Below are 23,646 nucleotides of genomic sequence, written 5' to 3'. Positions count from 1 at the left end.
GACTATATAAAGGAAAACTTAACTATAAAAGTGAATATAAAATGAGCAGAACTCCTTATGTAACTCAAAATGAACATATCTTAGATGAAGATATAACCCTGATGACCACAAGTGACCTTCAAGGGAATATTATTCATGCTAATGATTTCTTTGTGCAGGTGAGTGGGTATGACCTCGATGAATTAATGGGACAGCCTCACAATATTATTCGCCACCCTGACATGCCAAAAGAAGCATTTGCCGACATGTGGCGAACCTTAAAAATGGGTGAACCATGGACTGGAATAGTTAAAAATCGCCGTAAAAATGGCGACCATTACTGGGTTCGTGCCAATATTATTCCTATGCAACGAAAAGGCGTGATCACTGGCTATATGTCTATTCGGCTACGAGCCACACGCGATGAAATTGCCGCAGTCGAGCCGCTTTACAAATCACTCGTTGAAAATCGTAGTAATCGCCGTATTTATAAGGGGATCGTGCTACCCAAACGCCGTCGATTCTCGCTATCAACACTGTCTGTCCGTTGGCGCTGCCGACTTATTTCTGCCAGCTTATTCGCATTGTGGATGGTGATGGCAGGTTTATCGGGCTTATCAGGCAATGCGCTGCTTCTTTCCAGTTTGTTCACTTTTATCACCCTACTGCTGGGTAATGTGGTACTCGAACGCAGCTTTGCCAACCCACTTGAAAATATCATGTCCCAAGCACTCAGCGTAGCAAGGGGCAATCGTAATAGTATTACTCACATGAGCCGCGTTGATGAAATCGGGCAAATTCTGCGCTCAATAGGTCAGCTAGGCTTAGTGTGTCGTTGGCTAATCAATGATGTCTCAGAACAAGTCGATAATGTTCGCAAAGGAAGTGAGTCATTGGTTAGTGGTTGCAGTGAATTAGATACCCATACACAACGCACCGTGGGCTATATGCAACAAACCGCCGCCACCATGAATCAAATGGCGGTTTCGGTCAAAATGAACGCAGACAACACCCATAAAGCGGATGTTTTATCGAATGAAACCAGTGAAACAGCCGTTAATGGCGGTGCGATGATGGATGCCGTCGTCATGACGATGGATGAAATTGTACACAGTACCAGTAAGATAAACTCCATCACGGATGTGATTAAAGACATTGCATTCCAAACCAATATTTTGGCATTAAATGCTGCGGTTGAAGCTGCAAGAGCAGGTGAGCAAGGGAAAGGTTTTGCCGTTGTTGCCAATGAAGTTCGTAGCTTAGCCAGCCGTAGTGCCAGCGCAGTAAACGATATTCGCGAATTGATTAACAACTGTGAGAAAAAAGTCAGCTCAGGTAAGGATCAAGTCTATGCGGCGGGCAACACGATGAAAGAGATCGTGGGTCAAGTACAAAACGTCACCCAACTGATCACACACATCAGCCATGCGACAACAGAGCAAGCGTCTGGGATCTCCGATATCACGCAAGCGGTCAGTGAGCTGGAATCGATTACTCAGCAAAGTAGCTTATTAGTCGAGCAAAGTACTGAAACAGCAAGCCATGTAAAAGATCGTTCCATTCGTTTGGAAGATGCGGTCACTATTTTACATTAAAACGCTTTTGCATAAAAAATAGGGGCTGACGCAATACGCCAGCCCCTACTATCGCATTAAAATATGACGTTATTTTTCTAACGGTGGAAGTTCTGCAAGAGGCCAGCGAGGACGAACCGTCACGCCTAAACCTGCATTTGCCCCACCTTTTAGGCGAATCAATCCTGCTAATGCAATCATGGCACCGTTATCGGTACAAAATTCAGGGCGTGCATAGAAGACTTCGCCACCGCGCTGCTTCAAAACGTCTTCCATTTTAGCTCGTAATGCACGATTAGCGCTCACGCCGCCCGCCATGACCAAACGTTTAAACCCAGTTTGTTCAAGTGCACGTTTACATTTGATAGCTAATGTATCGACGACTGCATCCTCAAACGCGCGAGCAATATCCGCACGAGTTTGGTCATCATCATCATTTTCACGAATCGTATTCGCGGCAAATGTCTTTAAGCCTGAAAAGCTAAAATCTAACCCAGGGCGATCGGTCATTGGACGAGGAAAAACAAAACGTCCAGCAACCCCTTGCTGTGCCATACGAGATAAAACAGGTCCACCGGGATAATCTAAACCAAGCAATTTCGCCGTTTTATCGAATGCCTCGCCCGCGGCATCATCAATAGACTCACCGAGAAGCTCATATTCGCCAATACCTGTTACGCTAATTAGCTGGGTATGACCACCAGAAACCAACAGCGCCACAAATGGGAACTCTGGACTTTTCTCTTCCAGCATAGGTGCGAGCAAATGCCCTTCCATGTGATGCACTGCGACTGCCGGTACGTTCCATGCAAACGCTAACGCACGACCCACTGTCGCACCGACCATCAGAGCGCCTACTAAACCAGGCCCTGCGGTATACGCAACAGCATCGATATCTTCACGAGTTAAATTGGCTTCTTTTAGCGCAGCTTGAATCAGCGGCACTGTTTTACGGATATGGTCACGAGATGCTAATTCGGGTACGACGCCACCGTAATCAGCATGTACTTTAATTTGGCTGTATAACTGGTTCGCGAGTAGACCCAGCTCATCATCATAAATTGCGATTCCGGTTTCATCGCAAGATGTTTCAATACCTAAAACACGCATTGCACTACCCTTGTTTGTTGCATGGAGGCAAGTCTATCACTAAATTTGCGTCATCGCGCAATAAATGTCATGAAAACACGCAATTAATCCCAGCAAAAGGCTGACTTTCTTAGTTGTATAGTCTATAATCAGACCCTGTAATAAAAATTTCGTGTGGCAAATTCTCATTATTATCTGGTTTTTCTCACTTTATTTATTAAAGCTGGGACGAAAACAGGCAATCTTGTGTGATTCAATTTTATACGGCACTTTACAAACCCGTACTCATTGAAGTAAAATTCCGCACCATTTTAAATGATGGCTGGTGAACAAAAACCAGCAACAAACCGATTTCTATTGAGGTGAGAGGCACATGCCGGTAATTAAAGTACGTGAAAACGAGCCATTCGACGTAGCACTGCGTCGTTTCAAACGTTCTTGTGAAAAAGCAGGAGTTTTAGCTGAAGTTCGTCGTCGTGAATTCTATGAAAAACCAACGACTGAACGTAAACGCGCTAAAGCATCAGCGGTAAAGCGTCACGCTAAAAAACTGGCTCGCGAAAACGCACGCCGTACTCGTCTGTACTAATTGATTGCGATTCTCATCGCAACCAACGCAGACAAGTAGTAGTTAGCAGTTAAAGGCCGTGCTTTCCTAACGGAAGCGCGGCTTATTATCGTTCATCAACAGGCGAAAAAGAGGCTTATGGCTGGACGAATTCCGCGTTCATTTATCAATGACTTACTCGCTCGTACCGATATCATTGATTTAGTCGATGCAAAAGTCCCGTTAAAAAAACAGGGTAAAAACCATCACGCTTGCTGTCCTTTTCATAACGAAAAAACACCATCGTTTACTGTCAATGGTGAGAGACAGTTTTACTATTGTTTTGGCTGTGGTGCCCATGGTAATGCCATCGATTTTCTGATGAATTACGACAAACTCGATTTTGTCGAAGCGATAGAAGAGTTATCCGCATTACATGGTCTGGATGTCCCTTATGAAAAAGGAACGGGAACCAGTCAAATAGAACTCCATCAGCGTCAAAATTTGTACCAATTGATGGATAAAATAAATCAGTTTTACTGCGCTGCCTTAAATCATCCCTCGGCGAATAAAGCCAAAGATTATTTAAGCCAACGTGGTTTAAGTGCAGACATTATCTCGCATTTTTCAATCGGTTTTGCTCCCCCTGGCTGGGACAACCTTTTAAAGAAATTTGCAGTGAATCCAGAAAGCCGTCAGCAACTTGATGAAGCGGGTATGCTGGTCACTAATGATAATGGTCGCGTATATGATCGCTTTAGAGAGCGAATCATGTTCCCTATTCGGGATCGTCGCGGTCGTGTGATTGCATTTGGTGGACGGGTATTAGGCGATGCCTTACCGAAATATTTAAACTCCCCCGAAACCGATATTTTTCATAAAGGTCGCCAGCTTTTTGGTCTTTATGAAGCCACGCAAAATAGTAGTGAGCTTGCAAAATTACTTGTTGTTGAAGGCTATATGGACGTTGTAGCACTCGCACAGTATGACATCCGCTATGCGGTTGCATCACTTGGCACCTCTACAACCTCTGAGCATATTCAATTGCTCTATCGTTCAACAGATACCGTAATTTGCTGTTATGACGGAGATAGAGCAGGAAGAGATGCCGCTTGGCGTGCACTTGAAAACGCCCTTCCCTATTTGACCGATGGTCGCCAACTCCGTTTTATGTTTTTGCCTGATGGCGAAGACCCAGATTCATTGGTACGCAAAGAAGGAAAAGACGCCTTTGAGCAGCGCATGGAAAATGCGCAAAGTCTTTCCACATTTTTGTTTGACTCTTTAGTCCCTCAAGTGGACTTAAAAACCCAAGAGGGTCGAGCAAAAATTAGTAAACTTGCTATCCCATTGATAAAACAGATACCGGGTGAAACTCTGCGCCTTTATATGGCACAAGAGCTAGGAAATTTCATTGGCGTACCGGATATTTCCCAAGTTCTTGCTATGATTGATAGAGAGAGCACTGAACCAGTTAACTATCAGGCACCCAAACTGAAACCAACAACAATGCGCATACTTATCGCGTTGTTGGTACAAAATCCGAACTTTTCGGAGCTTGTTCCCTCACTAGAGGGAATTGCCCATATCCAGATGCCGGGGCTTTCTCTATTTCAGGAATTGGTTGAAGTTTGCCGTTCCACCCCCGGAATGAACACAGGGCAGTTGCTAGAACGTTATCGCGATAATAATTTTGCGAAACAACTTGAAAAACTCGCAACATGGAACGATATAGAAATAGAGGAAATAGCGGAAAATACCTTTATAGATGCTCTAAATCATCTATTTAATAGCGCCCTCGATGAGCGTTTCGACTATCTAATAGCGAAAGAACGAACACAAAGGCTGACACCTGAAGAGCGCGAAGAAGTCCGTCTAATCACTCTTTCACGAGTGAAAACATAAAGCATCCAAAAAATAGTATACAAAACGGCTTAAGTGCCGCATATAACAAGGCAAATGCCTGTAAATGCTACGAAATATAAAGGGCGTAGCGCGTAGTCAAATGTCCCTTTAAATGTTCTTGTTGGCCGTTAGTTTCGCCGACCGACACCAATTTAAATACTCAGAAGTGTGGATACCGTCTTATGGAGCAAAACCCGCAGTCACAGCTTAAGCTACTCGTCACCAAGGGTAAAGAGCAAGGTTACTTAACTTATGCCGAGGTAAACGACCATCTGCCGGAAGATATCGTCGATTCAGATCAGATCGAAGATATCATCCAGATGATTAATGACATGGGCATCCAGGTCATGGAAGAAGCACCTGATGCCGATGATTTAATTTTGGCTGAAAATACTTCCGACACGGACGAAGATGCGGCAGAAGCTGCAGCTCAAGTATTATCCAGTGTTGAAAGTGAAATCGGCCGTACCACTGACCCTGTTCGCATGTACATGCGCGAAATGGGAACCGTCGAATTGCTCACCCGTGAAGGTGAAATCGACATTGCAAAACGTATTGAAGATGGTATCAATCAGGTTCAGTGCTCTGTCGCTGAATACCCTGAAGCTATCACCTACTTACTTGAACAGTATGACCGCGTTGAAGCTGGCGAAAGCCGCTTATCTGACCTGATTACAGGGTTTGTTGATCCGAATGCGGAAGAAGATTTAGCTCCTACAGCTACCCACGTAGGTTCTGAACTTCCACAAGAAGAGCTAGATGACGACGAAGAAGAAGAAGATGAAGACGGCGATGACAGCGATAGCGATGACGACAACAGCATCGATCCTGAATTAGCACGCCAAAAATTTTCTGATCTTCGTGAACAGTATGAAAAAACGCGTACCCATATTAAACAATATGGTCGTAGCGATGCGAAAACTGTGGCAGCTATCGAGCAATTGTCCGAAGTTTTCAAAGAGTTCCGTTTAGTACCTAAGCAATTTGACTATCTGGTCAATAACATGCGTGAAATGATGGATCGCGTTCGTCTGCAAGAACGTACCATCATGAAACTGTGTGTTGAGCAGTGCAAAATGCCTAAGAAGAACTTCATTACCCTATTCAGCGGCAATGAAACCAGCGAAACTTGGTTAACCGCAGCAAAAGCGATGAACAAGCCGTGGTCTGAAAAACTGCTGGAAGTGGAAGAAGAAGTTCTGCGTTGTCTGCAAAGACTGCGTCAAATCGAAGAAGAAACGGGCCTGACAATTGAACAGGTTAAAGATATCAACCGTCGTATGTCTATCGGTGAAGCGAAAGCGCGTCGTGCGAAGAAAGAAATGGTTGAAGCAAACTTACGTCTGGTTATCTCTATCGCGAAGAAATACACCAACCGTGGTCTGCAATTCCTTGATTTGATTCAGGAAGGTAATATCGGTCTAATGAAAGCGGTTGATAAGTTTGAATACCGCCGTGGTTATAAGTTCTCAACTTATGCAACATGGTGGATCCGTCAGGCTATTACCCGATCTATCGCAGACCAAGCACGTACAATTCGTATTCCGGTTCACATGATTGAAACTATCAACAAATTGAACCGTATCTCTCGTCAAATGCTGCAAGAAATGGGCCGTGAGCCATCGCCAGAAGAACTGGCAGAACGCATGCTAATGCCGGAAGATAAAATCCGTAAAGTACTGAAGATTGCGAAAGAACCAATCTCCATGGAAACGCCAATCGGTGATGATGAAGATTCACATTTAGGCGATTTCATTGAAGATACCACATTAGAGTTACCGTTAGATTCTGCAACATCTGAAAGCTTACGTTCGGCAACTCATGAGGTTCTGGCTGGCTTAACCGCTCGTGAAGCAAAAGTTCTGCGTATGCGTTTCGGTATCGACATGAACACTGACCACACCCTTGAGGAAGTGGGCAAGCAGTTTGATGTAACCCGTGAACGTATTCGTCAGATTGAAGCAAAAGCGCTGCGTAAATTACGTCACCCAAGCCGCTCAGAAGTTCTGCGCAGCTTCTTAGACGAATAAGCAATAACCGTCTTCAAGTCTAAAAAATCAAACACCTGTTCCGGCAGGTGTTTTTTATTAAATAACCGCTAAAAAACATATTTTCCTATTAAGCCACTAATATTGGCGTTTCGTGCAGATACAGCCAATGATATTTCCCATCTTCAATTTTTATACACACTGTCGACGTGCGACTATTTTCTTTGCCAGCCAAGGTCTGATGTTCTAAATATTGTATCCAATATGTATTGCCATCACACTCAAACAGCGGCTGAATATTTCTAATTTCAATAGCTAATGAAGGTCTAACACCTCTGTTTTTACTAAACAACTCAGATGCCTGTTGTGCATTCATCAAGGCACCTTGAATAGTGACCATTTTAAATGTCTTATCAAAACTCCCTAATAAAGCCTGAAGACTTTCACCTTGATCTCGCCCCGTAAATACATCCTCAATGAGCATATGGACATCAATAATATTCTGTATAGCTAAAGACATTTGTGGATTCATTTTATTTTCCTTTAAATACTGAAATTAACGATAGCAGACCCAACAGTGCTGCAATAAAAAAAGTATATTGGTAACGAATTAACTCTGATGAAAATGAAATAAGGTTAAACACTGAAATAAGTACGACCGTCCCTACACTGAAAGCTACCTGACGGTTAATATTCCACAACACGCTACCTTGCAGTAAATCTTTATCTTTAAAATCAATTAATGCACTAATTTGAGCCGTATTTGCACTTATTCCCCCGCCCATTCCCATCAATAAATAAGCAGTAATCAATAATGCTAACTGACTTTGACTATCTATCCAGAACAGCGTAAGAATCCCAACACTGTGCAAAATAATCCCCACCACAAAGAGGTTTCTCTTACCAATACGATGATAAAAATAGCCTCCTGTCACCATGGAGATCAGAGCGCCAGCTGCATATACCAGCATAAACATGCCTGTTTGCTGCGCATTAAACCCAATATTATTTTGTAAGTTAAAAATATTCAGTAAATTAACACCGGTGAAAATTCCAGGCACCGCGTAATAAACAATAAATCCATTACGTAAATTATAATTCTTCAGTAATAGCAAATTTAAAATAGGTGCTCGGCATTTTTGGGCATATTTTAAATATATCCTCAGTAAAGCCGCAGAGACGCCAAAACTCAATAAAGCCAGTACCCAACTTTGCTCATCGTTATACAGAGTAAATGAAAGTAATAAACCCAACAAACTGAGACTCACTAGCAGTAAGCCGATAATATCGGGCTTTTCTCGAAGTTGTTTTTCACCATGCTTGACCCAGACCCATGCAAGTATTGATGCTAATAATACAAATGGAAGATTGGCAAAGAAGACCCAACGCCATGAAAATGAATCAATAATCATACCGCCAATTGCGGGTGAAAATGCAGGTGCAATTAAGGCAACAGTCATAATCAAAGTCGATATTTTTTGGCGTTCTTGATTGGGAAATAGCCCAAACACTAATGCTTGCCCAACCGGAATTAATAATCCGCCAGAAACGCCTTGAATAAAGCGCCAGAAAATTAAACTATAAATCGAATCACTGAGCCCACATAACCCAACGGAAAGCGAAAATAGCAACATGGAATACGTGAGTAGCTTTCTTTCTCCCAAACGTCCAGCCAGCCATAAGCTAATGGGCATAATCAGCACTAACCCTAAAATATAAGCATTGGCGACCCAAGCCACCATCGACTGGCTTGTCGAAAAAGCTGATGCAATATCAGGCAGCGCAATAGCAGACATAAAAATGTTAATACAATCAATAAAAAAACCGAGAAGAAATACTGTCGCAATTTGATAACGATATGACATGGTGACCTCCGGTTGCAAAGAGTAGAGCTCAGCCCTTCTCCTGTCGATGCAAAGGAAGTAAAATCATTGTTTAATTCAATCAAACAATCGAGTTGATTATGCAAAAAAATCTCAAGCAAATTACCAGCTTTCTTCAAGTTGTCGATTCCGGCTCTTTTACAAAGGCTGCCGAGGTTTTAGGACTAAGTCGCTCGATGGTAAGTATTGATATAAAACAGCTAGAAAAAAGCTTAAATGTCAGCTTATTGGTGCGAAATACACGCAATATTGCACTCACTGAGGTAGGAAAACATTTCTACGATGATTTTAAACGGATTCAATTACAGATTGAGGAAGCGTTTGAAAGGAATCAAAACTTAGCGACCAATATTACGGGGACATTGCGCTTTTCTTCCACAAACGAATTTGGGCAACGTTATGTTTTGCCACTGGTCCCAGAATTTTGCCGGCAATATCCTCAACTGCGTCTGCAATACAGTTTCAATTCATCTTTTGATGATTTATTGGCAGAAAAACTCGATATTGCCATCCGCTTAGGAAATTTAAAAAACTCCTCCCTAAAATCGAGAAAATTAGGGGAATATGCCATTTATTTAGTCGCAACCGCGGAATTTCTCGAACAATATCAGGTTGAAAATGTGGATGATTTAGCCAATATTCCGTGGATCACCCATACTTTGCTGAACTTACAAGATAGCCAATATGCTCTACAGAACCGTCACGGTGAAAAGTTTGAGTTGCCTCTATTAAACAGCCAGTACGAATCTAATTCCGCAGAAACTATCCGCCAGCTTGCATTAGCATCACTCGGTGCCGCTATTTGTCCGGCATGGCTAGTTGAAGAGGATTTAAATGCTCATCGCTTAATCCGTTTACTTCCAGATCTTGAACTCCCCAAACAAAATATTCAGCTGCTCTACCCGAACACCCAAAATCTCCCCGCTAAAACACGGGCATTTATTGATTTTTTGGTTAAAAAAATCGTTCTGTGATTAGGCTTCAGCCACCGTCCATACCTTGGTACACACTTTCTCTAACAGCGCTTTATTGTGGCTAAAAACAATCATTGCCAGAGGACGTTGCTGTGAAATACGGATCAAATGCTGCCACACTTCCTTTTGTAAATGCGCATCTAATTGGGCAGTCATCTCATCTGCGATTAATACTTGAGTGCGGGGATCGAGTGCGCGAAGCAGCGCAATACGTGCTAACTCTCCACCCGATAATTCACTTGGGCGCCGTTCTAGCCATTGAGGTTTTATCGATAACCAATCTAGCCATTGGGCATCCGGCTCCCATGCATCGCGTACACTGGAACCTACGGTACGATAAGGATTAAAACTTTTTTCTGGGTGCTGCGGGACTAGCTGAATAGGGCAATAACCGAGATGGGGAACAGGTTCACCATTCAATAAAACTTGCCCATCAGTGGGTTTTTGCCACTGCCCAAGCACTCGTCCTAGCGTCGTTTTCCCAAATCCACTGGGAGCGGAAATGCCAAGCCGTTCATTATCTACCAATGACAAATTCAGGTTATCCCACAGCACTCTGCCTGCCTGTTCAATACGCAAGTTTTGTATTTCCAGCATCCGGCTACCTCCACTCATCCAGCATCATAAATTGATGTTCTGGCAGCGCATTCCACAAAGATTGAATCCACTGACCACCACCGCCTTGTTTGAGTTTTTGGCTGCTTAGCACCTCTTCTAGTGCCCCATTACGCAATAATGCTACACGGTCGGCAAAGCGCACCGCCATTGCTAGATCATGAGTTACCCACAACACACCACGCCCATCTCGACATAGAGATTTGATATTGTCGAGTAACTGTACCGCATGCTCGTCATCCAGCCACGAGGAGATTTCATCCGCCAAAATATATTCCGCGCGCGATAAGGTGGCGCTACTCGCTAATACCCTTTTCGCCATTCCCCCTGATAGCTGGCCTGGGTAGTGATTCACAAGGCTAGATTGCAAACTATATTCTTGTAGATGCCGAGCGACATCGTGCATTTTAATATGTTGCCCACTAAGTACGGCGGCACGCTCAAGCTGAGGACCAATTTGAATCAATGGGTTTAAGGCGCTGACCCCTTGAGGTACGTAACACAGAGAATTCCCTCGATACTGAGATTTCGTTTTTTCCGTCAATGGCTGACCATTGAGCTCAATGGTCCCTTGGCAACGCATATTTTCGGGTAATAATCCCAATGCACTTTGCAGTAATAAACTTTTACCTTCACCGCTACCACCAATCAACGCCACCATTTCACCGGGTTGAATATCCAGAGAAATATCATGCAATAACGGAGACCACTGCTTTCTCCCCAGCCAGCGGTATTGCGCTACGTCGATGGTAAGATTTTCAAACTTCAGCATACTGCGCCCCTTAACCATAACCGTTGGACTGATTTAGCAAATTGGTCAAACAACAACACTAGCCCCATCAATGCAGCACCAGGAAATACCACCATCCACCAAGCGCCCGTACTCAAATAACGTAATGCCTCGGACAGTAAAATCCCTAAAGAAGGCTCATGAGGTGCTAGCCCAAAGCCAAGAAAGCTGAGTGCCGCACTGTGTAAGACAGAATGTGGAAACATCAATAATGTTCCGACCATCCATTGAGGGAGTAGCATGGGTAGATAGTGATACCGTAGGCGCCATAACGCACTGTTGCCAATACGGTGGGATAACATAATGTAATCAGTTTGCTGAACACGCAGGAGCTCTGAACGTAAGATAAGTGTTAATTTAGGCCAATGGGTTAATGCCACCGCCAAAATCACCCCCATCTTTCCGCCCCCTAGCGTAAAGCAGATCAACACCAATAACAGTAGATGAGGCAAAGCAAGCAGCGCATCAATCACGCCGCGAACCATATAATCCATACTTTTATTCAGTGAAGATAATCCCGCCATGACTAAGGCGATAATTCCACTGGTAATCGAGGCGGTTAAGCCGATTTGTAAACTGGTAGCAAGCCCTTGAAATGTGCGTTCAAAAAGATCACGCCCCAAATTATCCGTGCCAAATAAATGCAGTAATGAAGGGGCTTGTCGCCTATCGAGTAGGCTCATTTCAATATCAGAGGAGAGCAGCCAAAACGCGTAGCCACCCAATAAAATTAGGCAACTTAATGACAGGATCAGTGTGATCAAAGCTCGATTCGGGTTATAAGTCATGATTCTCTTATCACTCCTTTATTTACCCGTTTCAATAACAAATCTGCTAAGGTATTGCTGATGAAAATCAGTACTGCACAAAGCATCACAATTCCCATTAGCAATGGCACGTCTCCGCGTAACCCAGCATCAATTGTCGCTTGCCCTAGCCCTGGATATGCAAACACTTTTTCCGCTAATAACGCACCGCTAAATAGCTCCCCCACAGAGGCAAACTGCAAACAAATTGCGGGTGTTATCGCATGTTTGAGCACATGAAACCTCATCATCGACCACCCTTTATCCCCTTGAGCTTGTGCATAATGGATAAACTCACTGTTCATCACTTCTACCACCTTCGAACGGGTGTGTAGAGCTATCGTTCCTACCCCCAGCATCCCTAAGGCAATCACCGGTAAAATTAAGTGATGAATTTTTTGTGAGAACGTCGCCGTTTGTTCGTCCAGACCAATTGGCCATGCACAACAGATCGGCGCCCATTTTAAGGTGACAGCAAATAAGGAAAGCAGTAATAAACCGACCCAAAAGACCGGAATGGAGGCAAGTAAATAACAAAATGTAGAAATAAGTTTATCGGGCCAGCGATTCAAGTAACGTCCCGCCACCAACCCAAGTCCAAATCCAACAACACCGGAAAAAACCCATGCGCTTCCCAGTAGTGCCAGTGACGGAACAATACGATCAGAAATGACTTGGAGAACCGGAGTATTGTAAAGCATCGAATACCCCAAATCCCCTTGTAGCATTTGAGAAAACCAACGCCAGAACTGCATCCATAACGGTTGGTCTAGCCCCCAGCGCGCCGCGATCAGCGGGTATTGCTCTGGAGGCACATGCATCAGATCGTTACCAATATAGGCTTTGATCGGATCAATCGGCGAGTAACTCAGTAGGATAAAGATCCCCACGGCAGTTACCGTTAACAGGCAGATAAATCGCAATAAAAGCCCAAAGGTTGTTCGCATTACTGACAGGTCCACTTCCACTCATCAACATTGTTCAACACAGACCAAGAGCCGTGAATTTCGGGAGCACTTTTACCTAAATCCACACATTGATTTGATAAGTAAATATGCTGAACATTCATAAGCCAAGCCCATGCAGCATCCCCTTGGATACCAACGCCGACTTTGCCATTCCAATCCACTTGTTGCCATAATGGGATCGCTGCATCTTGGTCTGGCTGGCGTAAAGCCGCTTCGATGATTTCATCCACCGCAGGGTTTTTATAGTAGCCCGCGTTATAGAAGCCGACACCTGCCGCTTTGCTGCTGTAGTTATGCACCAGTTCCATTGGATCTAAACTCCCCCAACCAAATAGCGTTGGGTTGGCATGCATATGTCGCTCAACAGTTTCCCAGCTTCCTGATTTTAAATCCATTTCAATACCGAGCGGTTTTAAGCTTGAGCGAATGGCTTGCGCTAAATCACGGCGAGTGGTGTCACCGCTAGCGTACCAGAGGGTCAATTTAGCCACTTTGCCATTCTTCTCTCTCAAACCATCTTTATTCAGCTTCCAGCCCGCTTCTTCCAAAATGGCTTTCGCTTTATCTAAATCCCCATCTTTGAATGACGATTTAGGGTTATTCCAAGGTAACCCTGCGACACCGGTATAGGCAGGAACAGCAAATCCTTCAAGAACAGATTCTGCTAATAATTTGCGGTCTAACGCGTAGTTAATCGCTTTACGGATAGCCACATCGGAAGTGATATCGTTACCAATAGGGTTGCCTTGTGCGTCTTTTTCACCCGCAGGTGGAATTGGGAATGAGATACCCCGGTTTTCTACACTGTAGCGTTCAATCAATTTCATGTTGGGTACATCACCCGCATGGCTCGCCACAGCAGGAGGAATGCGAACAACTTCTAACTGTGCGCTTTGTGCCGCCGCAAATGCAGCATCTTCGTCAAGGAACACAAACACCATTTTGTTGTAGTCGTTTTTAGGTCCTGCATAGTACGGGTTTTGCTCAACAATCAGCTGCTGACCAGGTTGAAACGCCACTAAACGGTACGGACCTGCCCCAATCGGATTATGTGCATACGTTTTCGCATCATATTTATCCGCAGAGACGATCCCCAACGAACCGAGCACATTGATAAAGGTACTTTGCGGGGAGGACAACGTGATTTTAACCGTTAGCGGATCAATCTCTTCCGCTTTAGCAAAGTTCCCCATATCCACTTTACCGCCGCTCGCGGCAGCATTGTTGTAGCTAAATACGACGTCTTTTGCAGTTAACGGTGAGCCATCTGAAAATTTCAGATCTTTTTTCAACGTTAGCGTCCACTCTTTACCATCCGCATTATGCTGGTAATTTTCCAGCATATAACTGTGCCAAGACAGATCTGCCTTTTGTTTCAAGAGCGGGCTATGCAGGAGCAGATAACTACCATGGCTCCAACCCAACATTGGGTCAAAACCTTCTGTGGGTTCTGCGCCAATGGCGAGTCGTAAAGTGTGTGCCGAGGATGCGGGCTCAGCCGCTTGTGCTTGGAGAGTCAATCCCATTAGGCACATGGCAACCGCTAATTTTTTAATCATATATCCCTCTAATCAGTGATTCTTATTTTTGGGTATGGCTTTAGGATACCAACAACTAACAAATTCGAGGTAATGGCTCACTATGTGGCAAGTCTAGCAGGCGAGATGCACCGAAAATGCCGACTAGCTTGACCTGCTTGTTTTCAGTCACACTGCCAATAGTTTTTGCATGAATACCCAATGGGTGTTGATGTAACGCGGCTAAAACTTGCTGTTCAGCCTCAGGTTTCACCACAATCACCAACTTGCCCTCATTTGCAAAATTAAGTGGTTCTAAACCTAATAATTCACACACACCACGAACCGCTGAAGAGACAGGTAAATCATCTTCATTGATGGAAATACCACAGCCACTCGCTTCGGCAAATTCATGCAAAATCGCATTCACACCACCACGGGTTGCATCACGTAATGCACGTACGCCATCAATATGACGTAGCGGTTCAATAATGGGTGTCAAAACCGCACAATCACTACTAAGTTGACCTTCCAAACCTAACTGTTCACGCAAATTCAGAATGGTTGCTCCGTGGTCTCCCAACGTTCCGCTGACAATCACTTTGTCGCCCACTTCAATTTGCTGTGCACCCCAGTTTATTTCTGTGGGTATCACCCCAATGCCTGCGGTATTGATAAAAATTTTATCTGCTGCGCCGCGCTGTACGACTTTGGTATCTCCAGTCACGATCTGTACCCCTGCCGCTTTAGCGGTTGCAGCCATCGACTCAACGATGATTTGCAATTCTGAGAGAGGTAAACCTTCTTCTAAAATAAAACCGCAAGAGAGGTATTTAGGAACAGCACCGCTAACCGCTACGTCATTCACCGTACCGCAAACCGCCAGTTTCCCAATATTGCCACCGGGGAAAAAAATAGGGTCAATCACGTAGCTATCGGTACTGAATGCTAAACGATCGCCTAATGCCGTCATGTCTGCGAGAGAAAGGCGCGCTTGGTCTTCACGTTCATCGAGTGCTTGGTTAGCGAACGCCTGTAAAAACAGCTCTTCAATCAGCTGCTGCATCGCTAAACCACCGCTACCATGAGCCATAGTGACCACATTTTTAGTATCTGAGCTCATTTTACGCCTCCCGACGATATTGGTAATACGCAGCGCAGGCACCTTCAGAAGAGACCATCAGTGCGCCAAATGCAGTTTGTGGTGTACAACGTTGCCCAAACAGTGGGCATTCATTCGGTTTACAGCGCCCCGTTAGCACGTCACCACAACGCGCTTGAGGGTCATCCGACACTTGATGAGGCTGAATATTAAAACGCAGCTCAGCATCGAATATTTGATAATCAGGCGTTAATTGAACACCAGAACCAGCAATTTCGCCTAGTCCACGCCATTCGCTGGAGGCTTTCAACTCAAAAACCTCATCTAAGGCTTTCAAAGCCAGTCGATTACCTTCATCCGCCACAATACGTTTGTATTGGTTTTCTACCTCACAGCGCCCCTCTGCAATTTGATCCACCAGCATGGCAAGAGATTGCAAAATATCGAGAGGTTCAAAGCCCGTTACAACTAACGGTTTATGGAATTCTTGAGTAATAAATTGGTAAGGATGGGACCCTATCACCATGCTGACGTGCCCCGGTGCAAGGAAACCATCTATTCGCACATCAGGCTGTTCAAGTAAGCTACGAAGCGTTGGGATAATGGTGATATGTTGGCAAAATACGGAAAAATTTTTCACTTGGCGCAAGCGCGCTTGCTGCAATGTTAGCGCAGTACTTGGCATGGTGGTTTCAAAACCCAACCCAAAGAATACGACTTCACGCTCAGGATTTTGCTGAGCAAGATTTAATGCATCTAATGGCGAATAGACGATCCGCACATCTGCACCACGGCGTTTGGCATCAAGCAGTGAACCATTTTTACCCGGCACTCGCATGGCATCACCATAAGTACAAAAAATGACCTCTTGACGTTCTGCAATTTCAATGCAGCCATCAATTCGTCCCATTGGTAACACACAGACAGGGCAACCGGGTCCATGTACAAATTCAATTTCAGGAGGAAGAAGCTGGTCAATACCAAACTTGAAAATCGCATGGGTGTGTCCACCACACACTTCCATTAGCTGCAATGGGCGCTGCTTGGCTCTTGGGATATCCGCAATACGCTTGCGGATATGCGCCAATAATGCTTTTGCCAAGGCAGGGTCGCGAAACTCATCGACGTACTGCATCTGTTGCTCCCGAATTTAACCCAGTAAAATCACCCACTTCATGATCTAATTGGCTCATCGCCATTAGTGCATCAAGGGTAGCTTGAGCTTCTTCTTCGTTAATCACACTCATCGCGAAGCCAACGTGCACTAAGACCCATTGACCTAATAAATCCGCGGTGTCACCTTCGCAAATCAACCCAATATTGACATCGCGTTTTACGCCACAAACATCAACTTGCGCCAATTGGTGTACATCTTCGCCCACCGCGACGATTTTACCCGGTATTCCTAAGCACATAGCTGAGTCTCCAGCCACGCAAGCCAAGCTTCCATTCCTTCACCACTGGTGGCAGAGACTTTTATCACTTGGATATTCGGATTCACTCGTTTTGCATTAGCGATACACGCTTCAACATCAAAATGCAGATACGGTAATAAATCGATTTTGTTCAGGATCATAATGTCTGATGCGGCAAACATATGTGGGTATTTCAATGGTTTGTCTTCACCTTCAGTGACAGACAATACCGCAACTTTATGGCGCTCACCGAGATCAAAGCTCGCAGGGCAAACTAAATTACCCACGTTTTCGATGAACAGTAAGCTATTGTCATCTAAGCCTAAACGGTCTACTGCATCATGCACCATTTGTGCATCTAAGTGACAACCTTTACCAGTGTTCACCTGAATCGCGGGGACGCCCGTTTCACGAATACGCTGAGCATCGTTCGTGGTTTGCTGATCGCCTTCAATCACTGCACAGTTGAGTTTGTCACGTAAGCGTAAAAGCGTTTCCGTCAGTAAAGTGGTTTTACCGGAACCTGGGCTAGAAACCAGATTCAACGCGAGAATATTTTTCGCTGCAAAATCTTCGCGATTATGCTCAGCTAGATGGTTGTTTTTATCCAAAACATCCATCTCAATTTGTAACATGCGTTTTTGGCTGATGCCCGGCGCATGGGTTCCCGCTTCACCTTGCCCATAGTCTAGGTCATGGTGGTCACCTGCGGGGGCAAAAGAAGATTCCGTTTCATGACTATGTTCATGAGCATGCGGGTGCTCGTGCTCATGTTTATGCTTATGTTTATGCTTATGTTTTTCAATCTTCACGCCGCAAGTTTCGGGTTCTGATTGATAGTAATGATTCACATCACCTTGATGATAATAATGGTGATGGATAATCACCGTTTTGCCACTGTGTTGCGCCGCATGATCGTGGTCATGCTCATGGTGATGATGGTCATGTTCGTGATGATGATCATCATGCTGATGCGAATGGTGGTCATGGTGGTGATGATCATGAGAATGTGGATGATGATGTTCATGATCATGGTGATGTTCGTGTTCATCACCTTCAATTCTGCGCTCTCCCGAAGCACAGCCGCAAGTACTACACATAATGATTACTCCATAAGTGAGTGATGAAGTTAGCTTAGTGCAACATCAAAAAAATAGGTTGATTCACCGCAAGGTCAATTCACAATTTCCTATCTAAATCACACAAAAGATTCTTAGATCAAAAATCTATTCGATTTCTAATTCTTTGATTCGCAGACTGTCACCGTTTTCAACTTTGAGGTTAAAACCGTGGCATTTAGGACAAGCGGCATCGTGAGTGTGGACATCAACACTTTCACTACAATCCCAACACCATGCTTGAGCAGGACGATAGAGGATATGTAACTGACTACCGTGTGCCACGGTACCGCGGCACGCGATATCAAAACAAAAACGCAATGCACTCTCTTCAATACAAGAGAGTGCACCAATTTCCAACCAAACGCCTGTCACCTTCTTGACCTGATGCTGTCTTGCTTGCTGCTCAATAATCTCAACAGCACTTTGGCACAAAGAGACTTCATGCATTATTGGTCTCCCAAATAACGAGCGAAGACTGCGCGACGCTCCGGTGATTTAGGGACATTAGGGTCCGTCACAGGTAAAGAGAGCAACATCCGAGCACAATCATCCGTCAGATGCTGACCCTGTATTGCAGTCAGCTTTCTGTCTAATGGTGACATTAAGGAACACGCTAAATATTGCGTTAACCCTTCCAGCTCCCCAACGGTGTAAGTCATTTCACCATAAGGGAGGATCAAACCTAGCTTCTCACCGACAGTACGGTACTCCCAATACTGGTCAGGACCCGGAAGAATAATCGCACTCAACATCCAAGGCGTGATCACCGCCCCAACCCACTGGTTTTCAAACAACGAGAATGAACTGGCATAGATACCCATCGTCGGATGCAAAAAAGACAAATCATGCATCGACTGCTCAGCAACTCGTTCAAAAGCAGCCTGAACTAAAGGCTGCGGGTTTTGTGAGTAACCTTGGATCTCTTTTGGCATGGATTCATTAGGCATGGAGACACTCTTCTTTTTCAGTAATCTCTAACCCTTCACTGCGCAGAACTTCAATCACTTTTTGCAGCGCAGGCTCTAACGCAGCTTGCCCTGTTGCCGTTAAACCGATATGAGGTTCTAAGGATTCAGGTACAATCCCCACTAGCGTCAACCGCTTCGGAAATTCATCGGTTAGATGCAGTGCCGATAGCACATCGGAAAGCCCTAACTGATGGGGTGAGATTTTACGGGTAAACAACGCGGGCACTTCCGCATCGCGTAGTACCAAAATGCTGCCAGGCTGCTGACTAGACAGCACGACATCCGCAATAATCAGATGGTCACGGTCTGCCATGGCGCCAATGAGCTCCATGCCCGCTGTACCGCCATCTAATACCTCAACACATTCAGGTAAGTGATAACGATCTTCGAGCGCTTCAACAATTCGCACCCCAATACCTTCATCACTCAACAGAATATTACCAACACCTAAGACTAATATACGCATTAAAGCACCTTCACCTTAGTGACTTCAGAGCCTTCGGTATCAACGATATGCACAGCACATGACATGCATGGGTCGAAGGAGTGGATAGTTCTGACCACTTCTAATGGTTTGGATGGATCGGCAACGGTTGTGCCTACCAGCGCTTGTTCATATGGACCCGGTTCATCATTGAAATTACGCGGACCAGAGTTCCAAGTTGATGGTACAACAGCTTGATAGTTTTCGATTTTACCGTCTTTAACAACCACCCAGTGAGATAACAGACCACGAGGAACTTCACCAAAACCGACCCCTTTAATCACGGTATCTTGTGGGAAATTTGGCTTGATAAAGGTTGTGTGGTCGCCTTTAGCAATATTATCTACCAGTGCTTGCCATTGAATAGACAAGGTCTCATTTAGCACACAGCAACGAACAGTACGACCGATAATGCGTCCGAGTGTTGATTCGAGCTGATCTTTGGTGATCGTATTACCTGTTAAGGTTTGATACAGACCGACAACATCATTAAAGTGTTTTTCAGTTGGCTCATGTTTCGCGGCTAATTTACACAGCAAGTCAGCTAATGGTCCCACTTCGACGGTTTTATCGTAGAAAGTTGGAGCCTTAACCCAAGAATATTTACCGTCATCATCCCAGCCAGTGTAGTCAGGAATTGTGGTACCTTCCCAAGGTGCTTGAGGCTCATTATCTTTGTACCATGCGTGTTTACTGCTTTCTTTGATACCGTTAATCAGGTATTCATCCGTATGGCTAGTAATTGGGCGATAAGTACTGAAATCCCCATTTTCCAAATAACCACCCGGTAGCAAGAAACTGCCATTTTTGTTATCCATTGGCATTTCAGGCACGCACATATAGTGCTTCGCACCTTTACCCATTTCCAACCATTCTGGATAACCTGAAGCAATCACCGCCGCATCAATTTTGTACACTTGCTCAATGAAATCCCCTAAACGATCAATAAAGGATTTCACATACATTAAGCGTTCAAGGTTAAGCACACCTAAACCATCAAGGTTAATAGGGTTAGCAACACCACCTACTGCAAGGTTTTGAATGTGTGGTGTTTTACCACCAAGTAACGCAACAATACGGTTGGCATCACGTTGGCATTCCAGCGCTTGCAGGTAGTGAGCCACAGCAATTAAGTTCACTTCAGGCGACAGTTTCATCGCTGGGTGACCCCAATAACCATTAGCAAAAATACCTAGCTGACCACTTGCCACTAAATCTTTAATTTTGTTCTGAACGCGGGTGAACTCTTCCGGGCTATTTAACGACCATGTAGAGACCCCTTTCAGCATATTTGCCGCTTTCGTCGGGTCTGCATTTAATGCGGAGGTAATATCGACCCAATCTAGCGCAGACAGTTGATAGAAATGCACAATATGGTCTTGGATGGTATGTGCCGCCAAAATCATATTACGGATATATTGCGCGTTCACAGGCACTTCAAGATTAAGTGCGCTTTCAATTGTACGGACAGAAATAATTCCGTGAACCGTCGTACATACCCCACAAATACGCTGCATGATCATCCACGCATCACGAGCATCTTTCCCTTTAACGATTTCTTCCATACCACGCCACATGGTGCCGGATGCCCACGCTTTTGTGACTTTTCCATCTTCGATTTCGCAATCAATGCGTAAGTGACCTTCGATACGAGTTACCGGGTCGATTGTTATACGTTGGCTCATGCTTTACCTCGGGCCTGAGAAGGACTTGAATTAGATTTTTTTAACGCTGGAATAATTGGTAATAGGCGAACTAGCAAGATGTATGCGCACACCTCAATGGCCACAAAACCAATAGAAATTAAGATCTCTTCTGCGGTTGGGAAATAGTCATATCCACCGCCAGGATTGAACGCAATCAGTGAATAGCTCATACGCCACAGCGCAGAACCTAGCAACATGCTTAATCCACTGAGATACAACCATCTTGAGTCAGTACGTAAAGATGGCATGCGGAAAATGATCAACGGGATGACCATTAACGCAGTCTCAATCCAGAACATCATGGCGTAGAAATCTAACGCCATTACATAGTGCATCTTGCCGCGGTAAATCAGTTCACCGAAGCGGCAAACCAAGAACAGCACTAAGAACACTTGAAGGATATTGGTTAGCTTAACAAACAGTGGTCGCTCATCTGCCCCTTGCCCTTTTAGCGCAGACTGAAGTAATGAGCCTTCAAAAATCACAATCGAGAAGCCCATAATAAAGGCCGTCAATAGCGATAATAGCGGCAACATTTCATAGCTTTGCCAGATAGGGTGCACCTTGTGCCCCGCCGCAATCATGAGCGAACCCATCGATGATTGGTGCATCATTGGTAGCAATGCTCCCAAGGCAATGATGAAAAACATCACTTTATTCAAGCGTTTTAATGACACTTTCCAATTGAAGCGCTCACAAATTGCAGGTGCAAATTCCAGTGCCATCACACCGATGTAGATAGTCATACACACCGCAGTTTCAAACAGCACGGAGTTGGTATTAAAGTACCCTGGAATATAGAAGTAAGGCAGGTTCCAGTAACGACCCACGTCGATGGTGATGGATAATCCCCCGAGGGAGTAACCAAATAAGCTAGCAAGTAGCGCAGGACGTACTAATGGGTGATATTCACCACGGTTAAATACGTATACCGCCCACGCTAATGCCCATCCACCACAGGCAAAACCGGTACCAATCAGTAAGTCGAAGGCAATCCAGATCCCCCATGGGAACCCACCGTTCAGGTCAGAAACTGACCCCAAACCGAACACTAAACGTTTTACAATCAAGATCAGGCACAGGATGACAAAGGGTCCGAAGACAATCACTGGCCAACTGACTAAACGCCCGCCTAGCGGCTGTTCTTTATCATGCGTCGCCATTAGAGTCGTCTCCCTTATCCTTATGAACCGAGTTCTTATGAGACTGATCGTCATGAGATTGCTCGTCATGGGATTTGTCGTCATGAGAATCATGATGATCCTGCTTCTTGGTATTGCGATACACTAAGAAACTGAGCCCCGCTAATGCAGCGAGAGGCAGAACCATACCTTTGTACAAGGTGTGCTGAACATTTTCAGAACGCGCACCGGTTGCCAGTTCATCTAATTCTGGCAGTCCCAGGTTTTGATATGGCACACCAGAAAGCACCATGACCTGAGTACCACCGCCTTCCAATTCACCGTAAATATGCTGCTGGTATTTCGGAGCTGGCATCACGTTCGGGTCATTGTGATGAACGGTTTGGCGAGGGAAGCCATACTCTTCGCCCACTTTCAGCGATAAACGTTTTTTCGCTTCGGCGAGGAGCTCTTCACGAGTCCCGAAGATCACCGCACCCGTTGGGCACACTTCAACACAACCCGGTAAACCACCTTTATCTAGGCGTTCTACACCTTTTTGGTTACACAGTTCGCATTTATGGATCGCCCCAAATTTGTCATCATAAGCATATTTAGGGATGTTAAATGGACAACCCACCATGCAATAACGGCAACCTGTACAGATATCGGGATCGTAATGGACGATGCCTGTTTTCGGATCTTTGGTTAATGCAGATACTGGGCAAACAGACACACAGTTCGGATCCACACAGTGCATACATTGCTTTTTAATGTAAGCGTAACCGTCTTTTTCCTGATCTTTATGTAAACCGGTTCCCTCACTCCATACTTGGATGACATTGTTGGTATAGGGCGTGAGTTTGTCATTGTTTGACCATGTTTGTGGTCCCACAGGATTGCGTTCAGGATGATTGATATCCTGACATTTGGTCACACACGCCTGACAACCGACACACAGCGTCGAGTCATACAACATACCTAATGCGTTTGGAATTGGCGGTCTATTTTCCGCTCCCGCCAAGCTTGGTGAAGTGGTGCTTGCCAGCAACGCTCCCCCAGCTGAGAGCTTAAGGAAATTTCGTCTATCCACG

22 protein-coding genes and 1 pseudogene are annotated in these 23,646 nt (G+C 44.9%); 5 read left to right on the top strand and 18 right to left on the bottom strand.

The features are described from left to right. Positions 1-41 precede the first annotated feature (41 nt). Positions 42-1,574 carry a methyl-accepting chemotaxis protein gene (locus tag PROVALCAL_RS10295; protein ID WP_006659183.1) on the top strand — a complete coding sequence of 511 codons (1,533 nt, stop codon included), beginning with the start codon at positions 42-44 and terminating at the stop codon, positions 1,572-1,574. A 69-nt stretch (positions 1,575-1,643) separates the two neighbouring features. On the opposite strand, the gene tsaD is transcribed toward PROVALCAL_RS10295, so the two are convergent. Further along, entirely contained in the window at positions 1,644-2,663 is a 1,020-nt protein-coding gene (gene tsaD / locus PROVALCAL_RS10290; protein WP_006659182.1) for a tRNA (adenosine(37)-N6)-threonylcarbamoyltransferase complex transferase subunit TsaD, read from the bottom strand. A gap of 352 nt (positions 2,664-3,015) precedes the next feature. On the opposite strand from tsaD, the gene rpsU reads away from it, so the two are divergent. From rpsU to rpoD, 3 genes and pseudogenes are all read left to right on the top strand, one after another. Next, positions 3,016-3,231 carry a 30S ribosomal protein S21 gene (gene rpsU / locus PROVALCAL_RS10285; RefSeq protein WP_001144069.1) on the top strand — a complete coding sequence of 72 codons (216 nt, stop codon included), beginning with the start codon at positions 3,016-3,018 and terminating at the stop codon, positions 3,229-3,231. Positions 3,232-3,348: 117 nt separating this feature from the next. After that, entirely contained in the window at positions 3,349-5,094 is a 1,746-nt protein-coding gene (gene dnaG, locus PROVALCAL_RS10280; RefSeq protein WP_006659180.1) for a DNA primase, read from the top strand. 164 nt (positions 5,095-5,258) lie between these two features. Next, a pseudogene (gene rpoD / locus PROVALCAL_RS10275) lies at positions 5,259-7,124 on the top strand (RNA polymerase sigma factor RpoD); the annotation flags it as partial. An 88-nt stretch (positions 7,125-7,212) separates the two neighbouring features. On the opposite strand, the gene PROVALCAL_RS10270 reads toward rpoD, so the two are convergent. Next, a complete protein-coding gene (locus PROVALCAL_RS10270) occupies positions 7,213-7,614 on the bottom strand; it encodes a hypothetical protein (protein ID WP_006659178.1) in 402 nt (133 codons plus the stop codon). 1 nt (position 7,615) lies between these two features. Further along, the gene (locus tag PROVALCAL_RS10265) at positions 7,616-8,947 is read right to left on the bottom strand and encodes an MFS transporter (protein ID WP_006659177.1); all 1,332 of its coding nucleotides are present in this window, start codon (positions 8,945-8,947) and stop codon (positions 7,616-7,618) included. A 98-nt stretch (positions 8,948-9,045) separates the two neighbouring features. Between PROVALCAL_RS10265 and PROVALCAL_RS10260 the strand changes: the two genes are divergently transcribed. After that, positions 9,046-9,939 (top strand): LysR family transcriptional regulator, encoded by an 894-nt coding sequence (locus tag PROVALCAL_RS10260; protein WP_006659176.1) that lies wholly within the window; start codon positions 9,046-9,048, stop codon positions 9,937-9,939. On the opposite strand, the gene PROVALCAL_RS10255 is transcribed toward PROVALCAL_RS10260, so the two are convergent. From PROVALCAL_RS10255 to hybA, 15 genes are all read right to left on the bottom strand, one after another. After that, positions 9,940-10,536: an ATP-binding cassette domain-containing protein gene (locus PROVALCAL_RS10255; protein WP_039861848.1), complete on the bottom strand. Its 597-nt coding sequence runs from the start codon at positions 10,534-10,536 to the stop codon at positions 9,940-9,942. A 4-nt stretch (positions 10,537-10,540) separates the two neighbouring features. Further along, positions 10,541-11,326, bottom strand: coding sequence for an ATP-binding cassette domain-containing protein (locus PROVALCAL_RS10250; protein ID WP_006659174.1), 786 nt, complete (start codon positions 11,324-11,326; stop codon positions 10,541-10,543). Beyond that, a complete protein-coding gene (locus PROVALCAL_RS10245) occupies positions 11,320-12,132 on the bottom strand; it encodes an ABC transporter permease (protein WP_006659173.1) in 813 nt (270 codons plus the stop codon). Before PROVALCAL_RS10245 ends, PROVALCAL_RS10250 begins: the two co-directional genes overlap by 7 nt. Further along, on the bottom strand, positions 12,129-13,097 hold the full coding sequence (locus PROVALCAL_RS10240; RefSeq protein ID WP_006659172.1) for an ABC transporter permease: 969 nt from the start codon (positions 13,095-13,097) through the stop codon (positions 12,129-12,131). Before PROVALCAL_RS10240 ends, PROVALCAL_RS10245 begins: the two co-directional genes overlap by 4 nt. After that, positions 13,097-14,653: an ABC transporter substrate-binding protein gene (locus tag PROVALCAL_RS10235; protein WP_392397806.1), complete on the bottom strand. Its 1,557-nt coding sequence runs from the start codon at positions 14,651-14,653 to the stop codon at positions 13,097-13,099. The genes PROVALCAL_RS10240 and PROVALCAL_RS10235 overlap by 1 nt, the downstream gene beginning before the upstream one ends. A 79-nt stretch (positions 14,654-14,732) precedes the next feature. Next, positions 14,733-15,758 (bottom strand): hydrogenase expression/formation protein HypE, encoded by a 1,026-nt coding sequence (gene hypE / locus PROVALCAL_RS10230; protein ID WP_006659170.1) that lies wholly within the window; start codon positions 15,756-15,758, stop codon positions 14,733-14,735. A gap of 1 nt (position 15,759) precedes the next feature. Further along, positions 15,760-16,872, bottom strand: a complete 1,113-nt coding sequence (hypD, locus tag PROVALCAL_RS10225; protein WP_006659169.1) for a hydrogenase formation protein HypD — start codon at positions 16,870-16,872, stop codon at positions 15,760-15,762. Next, positions 16,856-17,152, bottom strand: a complete 297-nt coding sequence (gene hybG / locus PROVALCAL_RS10220; RefSeq protein WP_006659168.1) for a hydrogenase maturation factor HybG — start codon at positions 17,150-17,152, stop codon at positions 16,856-16,858. Before hybG ends, hypD begins: the two co-directional genes overlap by 17 nt. Next, positions 17,143-18,252, bottom strand: coding sequence for a hydrogenase nickel incorporation protein HypB (gene hypB, locus PROVALCAL_RS10215; protein WP_006662939.1), 1,110 nt, complete (start codon positions 18,250-18,252; stop codon positions 17,143-17,145). The genes hybG and hypB overlap by 10 nt, the downstream gene beginning before the upstream one ends. A 126-nt stretch (positions 18,253-18,378) precedes the next feature. After that, the gene (gene hypA, locus PROVALCAL_RS10210) at positions 18,379-18,720 is read right to left on the bottom strand and encodes a hydrogenase maturation nickel metallochaperone HypA (protein ID WP_006659165.1); all 342 of its coding nucleotides are present in this window, start codon (positions 18,718-18,720) and stop codon (positions 18,379-18,381) included. After that, positions 18,720-19,205, bottom strand: a complete 486-nt coding sequence (hybE, locus tag PROVALCAL_RS10205; RefSeq protein ID WP_006662938.1) for a hydrogenase-2 assembly chaperone — start codon at positions 19,203-19,205, stop codon at positions 18,720-18,722. Before hybE ends, hypA begins: the two co-directional genes overlap by 1 nt. Positions 19,206-19,212: 7 nt before the next feature. Continuing rightward, the gene (locus tag PROVALCAL_RS10200; protein ID WP_006659163.1) at positions 19,213-19,707 is read right to left on the bottom strand and encodes a HyaD/HybD family hydrogenase maturation endopeptidase; all 495 of its coding nucleotides are present in this window, start codon (positions 19,705-19,707) and stop codon (positions 19,213-19,215) included. Further along, positions 19,707-21,410: a hydrogenase 2 large subunit gene (hybC, locus tag PROVALCAL_RS10195; RefSeq protein WP_006659162.1), complete on the bottom strand. Its 1,704-nt coding sequence runs from the start codon at positions 21,408-21,410 to the stop codon at positions 19,707-19,709. The genes PROVALCAL_RS10200 and hybC overlap by 1 nt, the downstream gene beginning before the upstream one ends. Beyond that, the gene (hybB, locus tag PROVALCAL_RS10190) at positions 21,407-22,594 is read right to left on the bottom strand and encodes a Ni/Fe-hydrogenase cytochrome b subunit (protein ID WP_006659161.1); all 1,188 of its coding nucleotides are present in this window, start codon (positions 22,592-22,594) and stop codon (positions 21,407-21,409) included. Before hybB ends, hybC begins: the two co-directional genes overlap by 4 nt. Then, the gene (gene hybA, locus PROVALCAL_RS10185) at positions 22,581-23,645 is read right to left on the bottom strand and encodes a hydrogenase 2 operon protein HybA (RefSeq protein WP_006659160.1); all 1,065 of its coding nucleotides are present in this window, start codon (positions 23,643-23,645) and stop codon (positions 22,581-22,583) included. The genes hybB and hybA overlap by 14 nt, the downstream gene beginning before the upstream one ends. Between the last annotated feature and the right edge of the window lies 1 nt (position 23,646).

The organism is Providencia alcalifaciens DSM 30120, assembly GCF_000173415.1.
In the GTDB taxonomy this organism is placed as follows: Bacteria; Pseudomonadota; Gammaproteobacteria; order Enterobacterales; family Enterobacteriaceae; genus Providencia; species Providencia alcalifaciens.
Note: the sequence above shows the minus strand (reverse complement) of the source record. Positions and strands in the feature narration are given on the sequence as shown.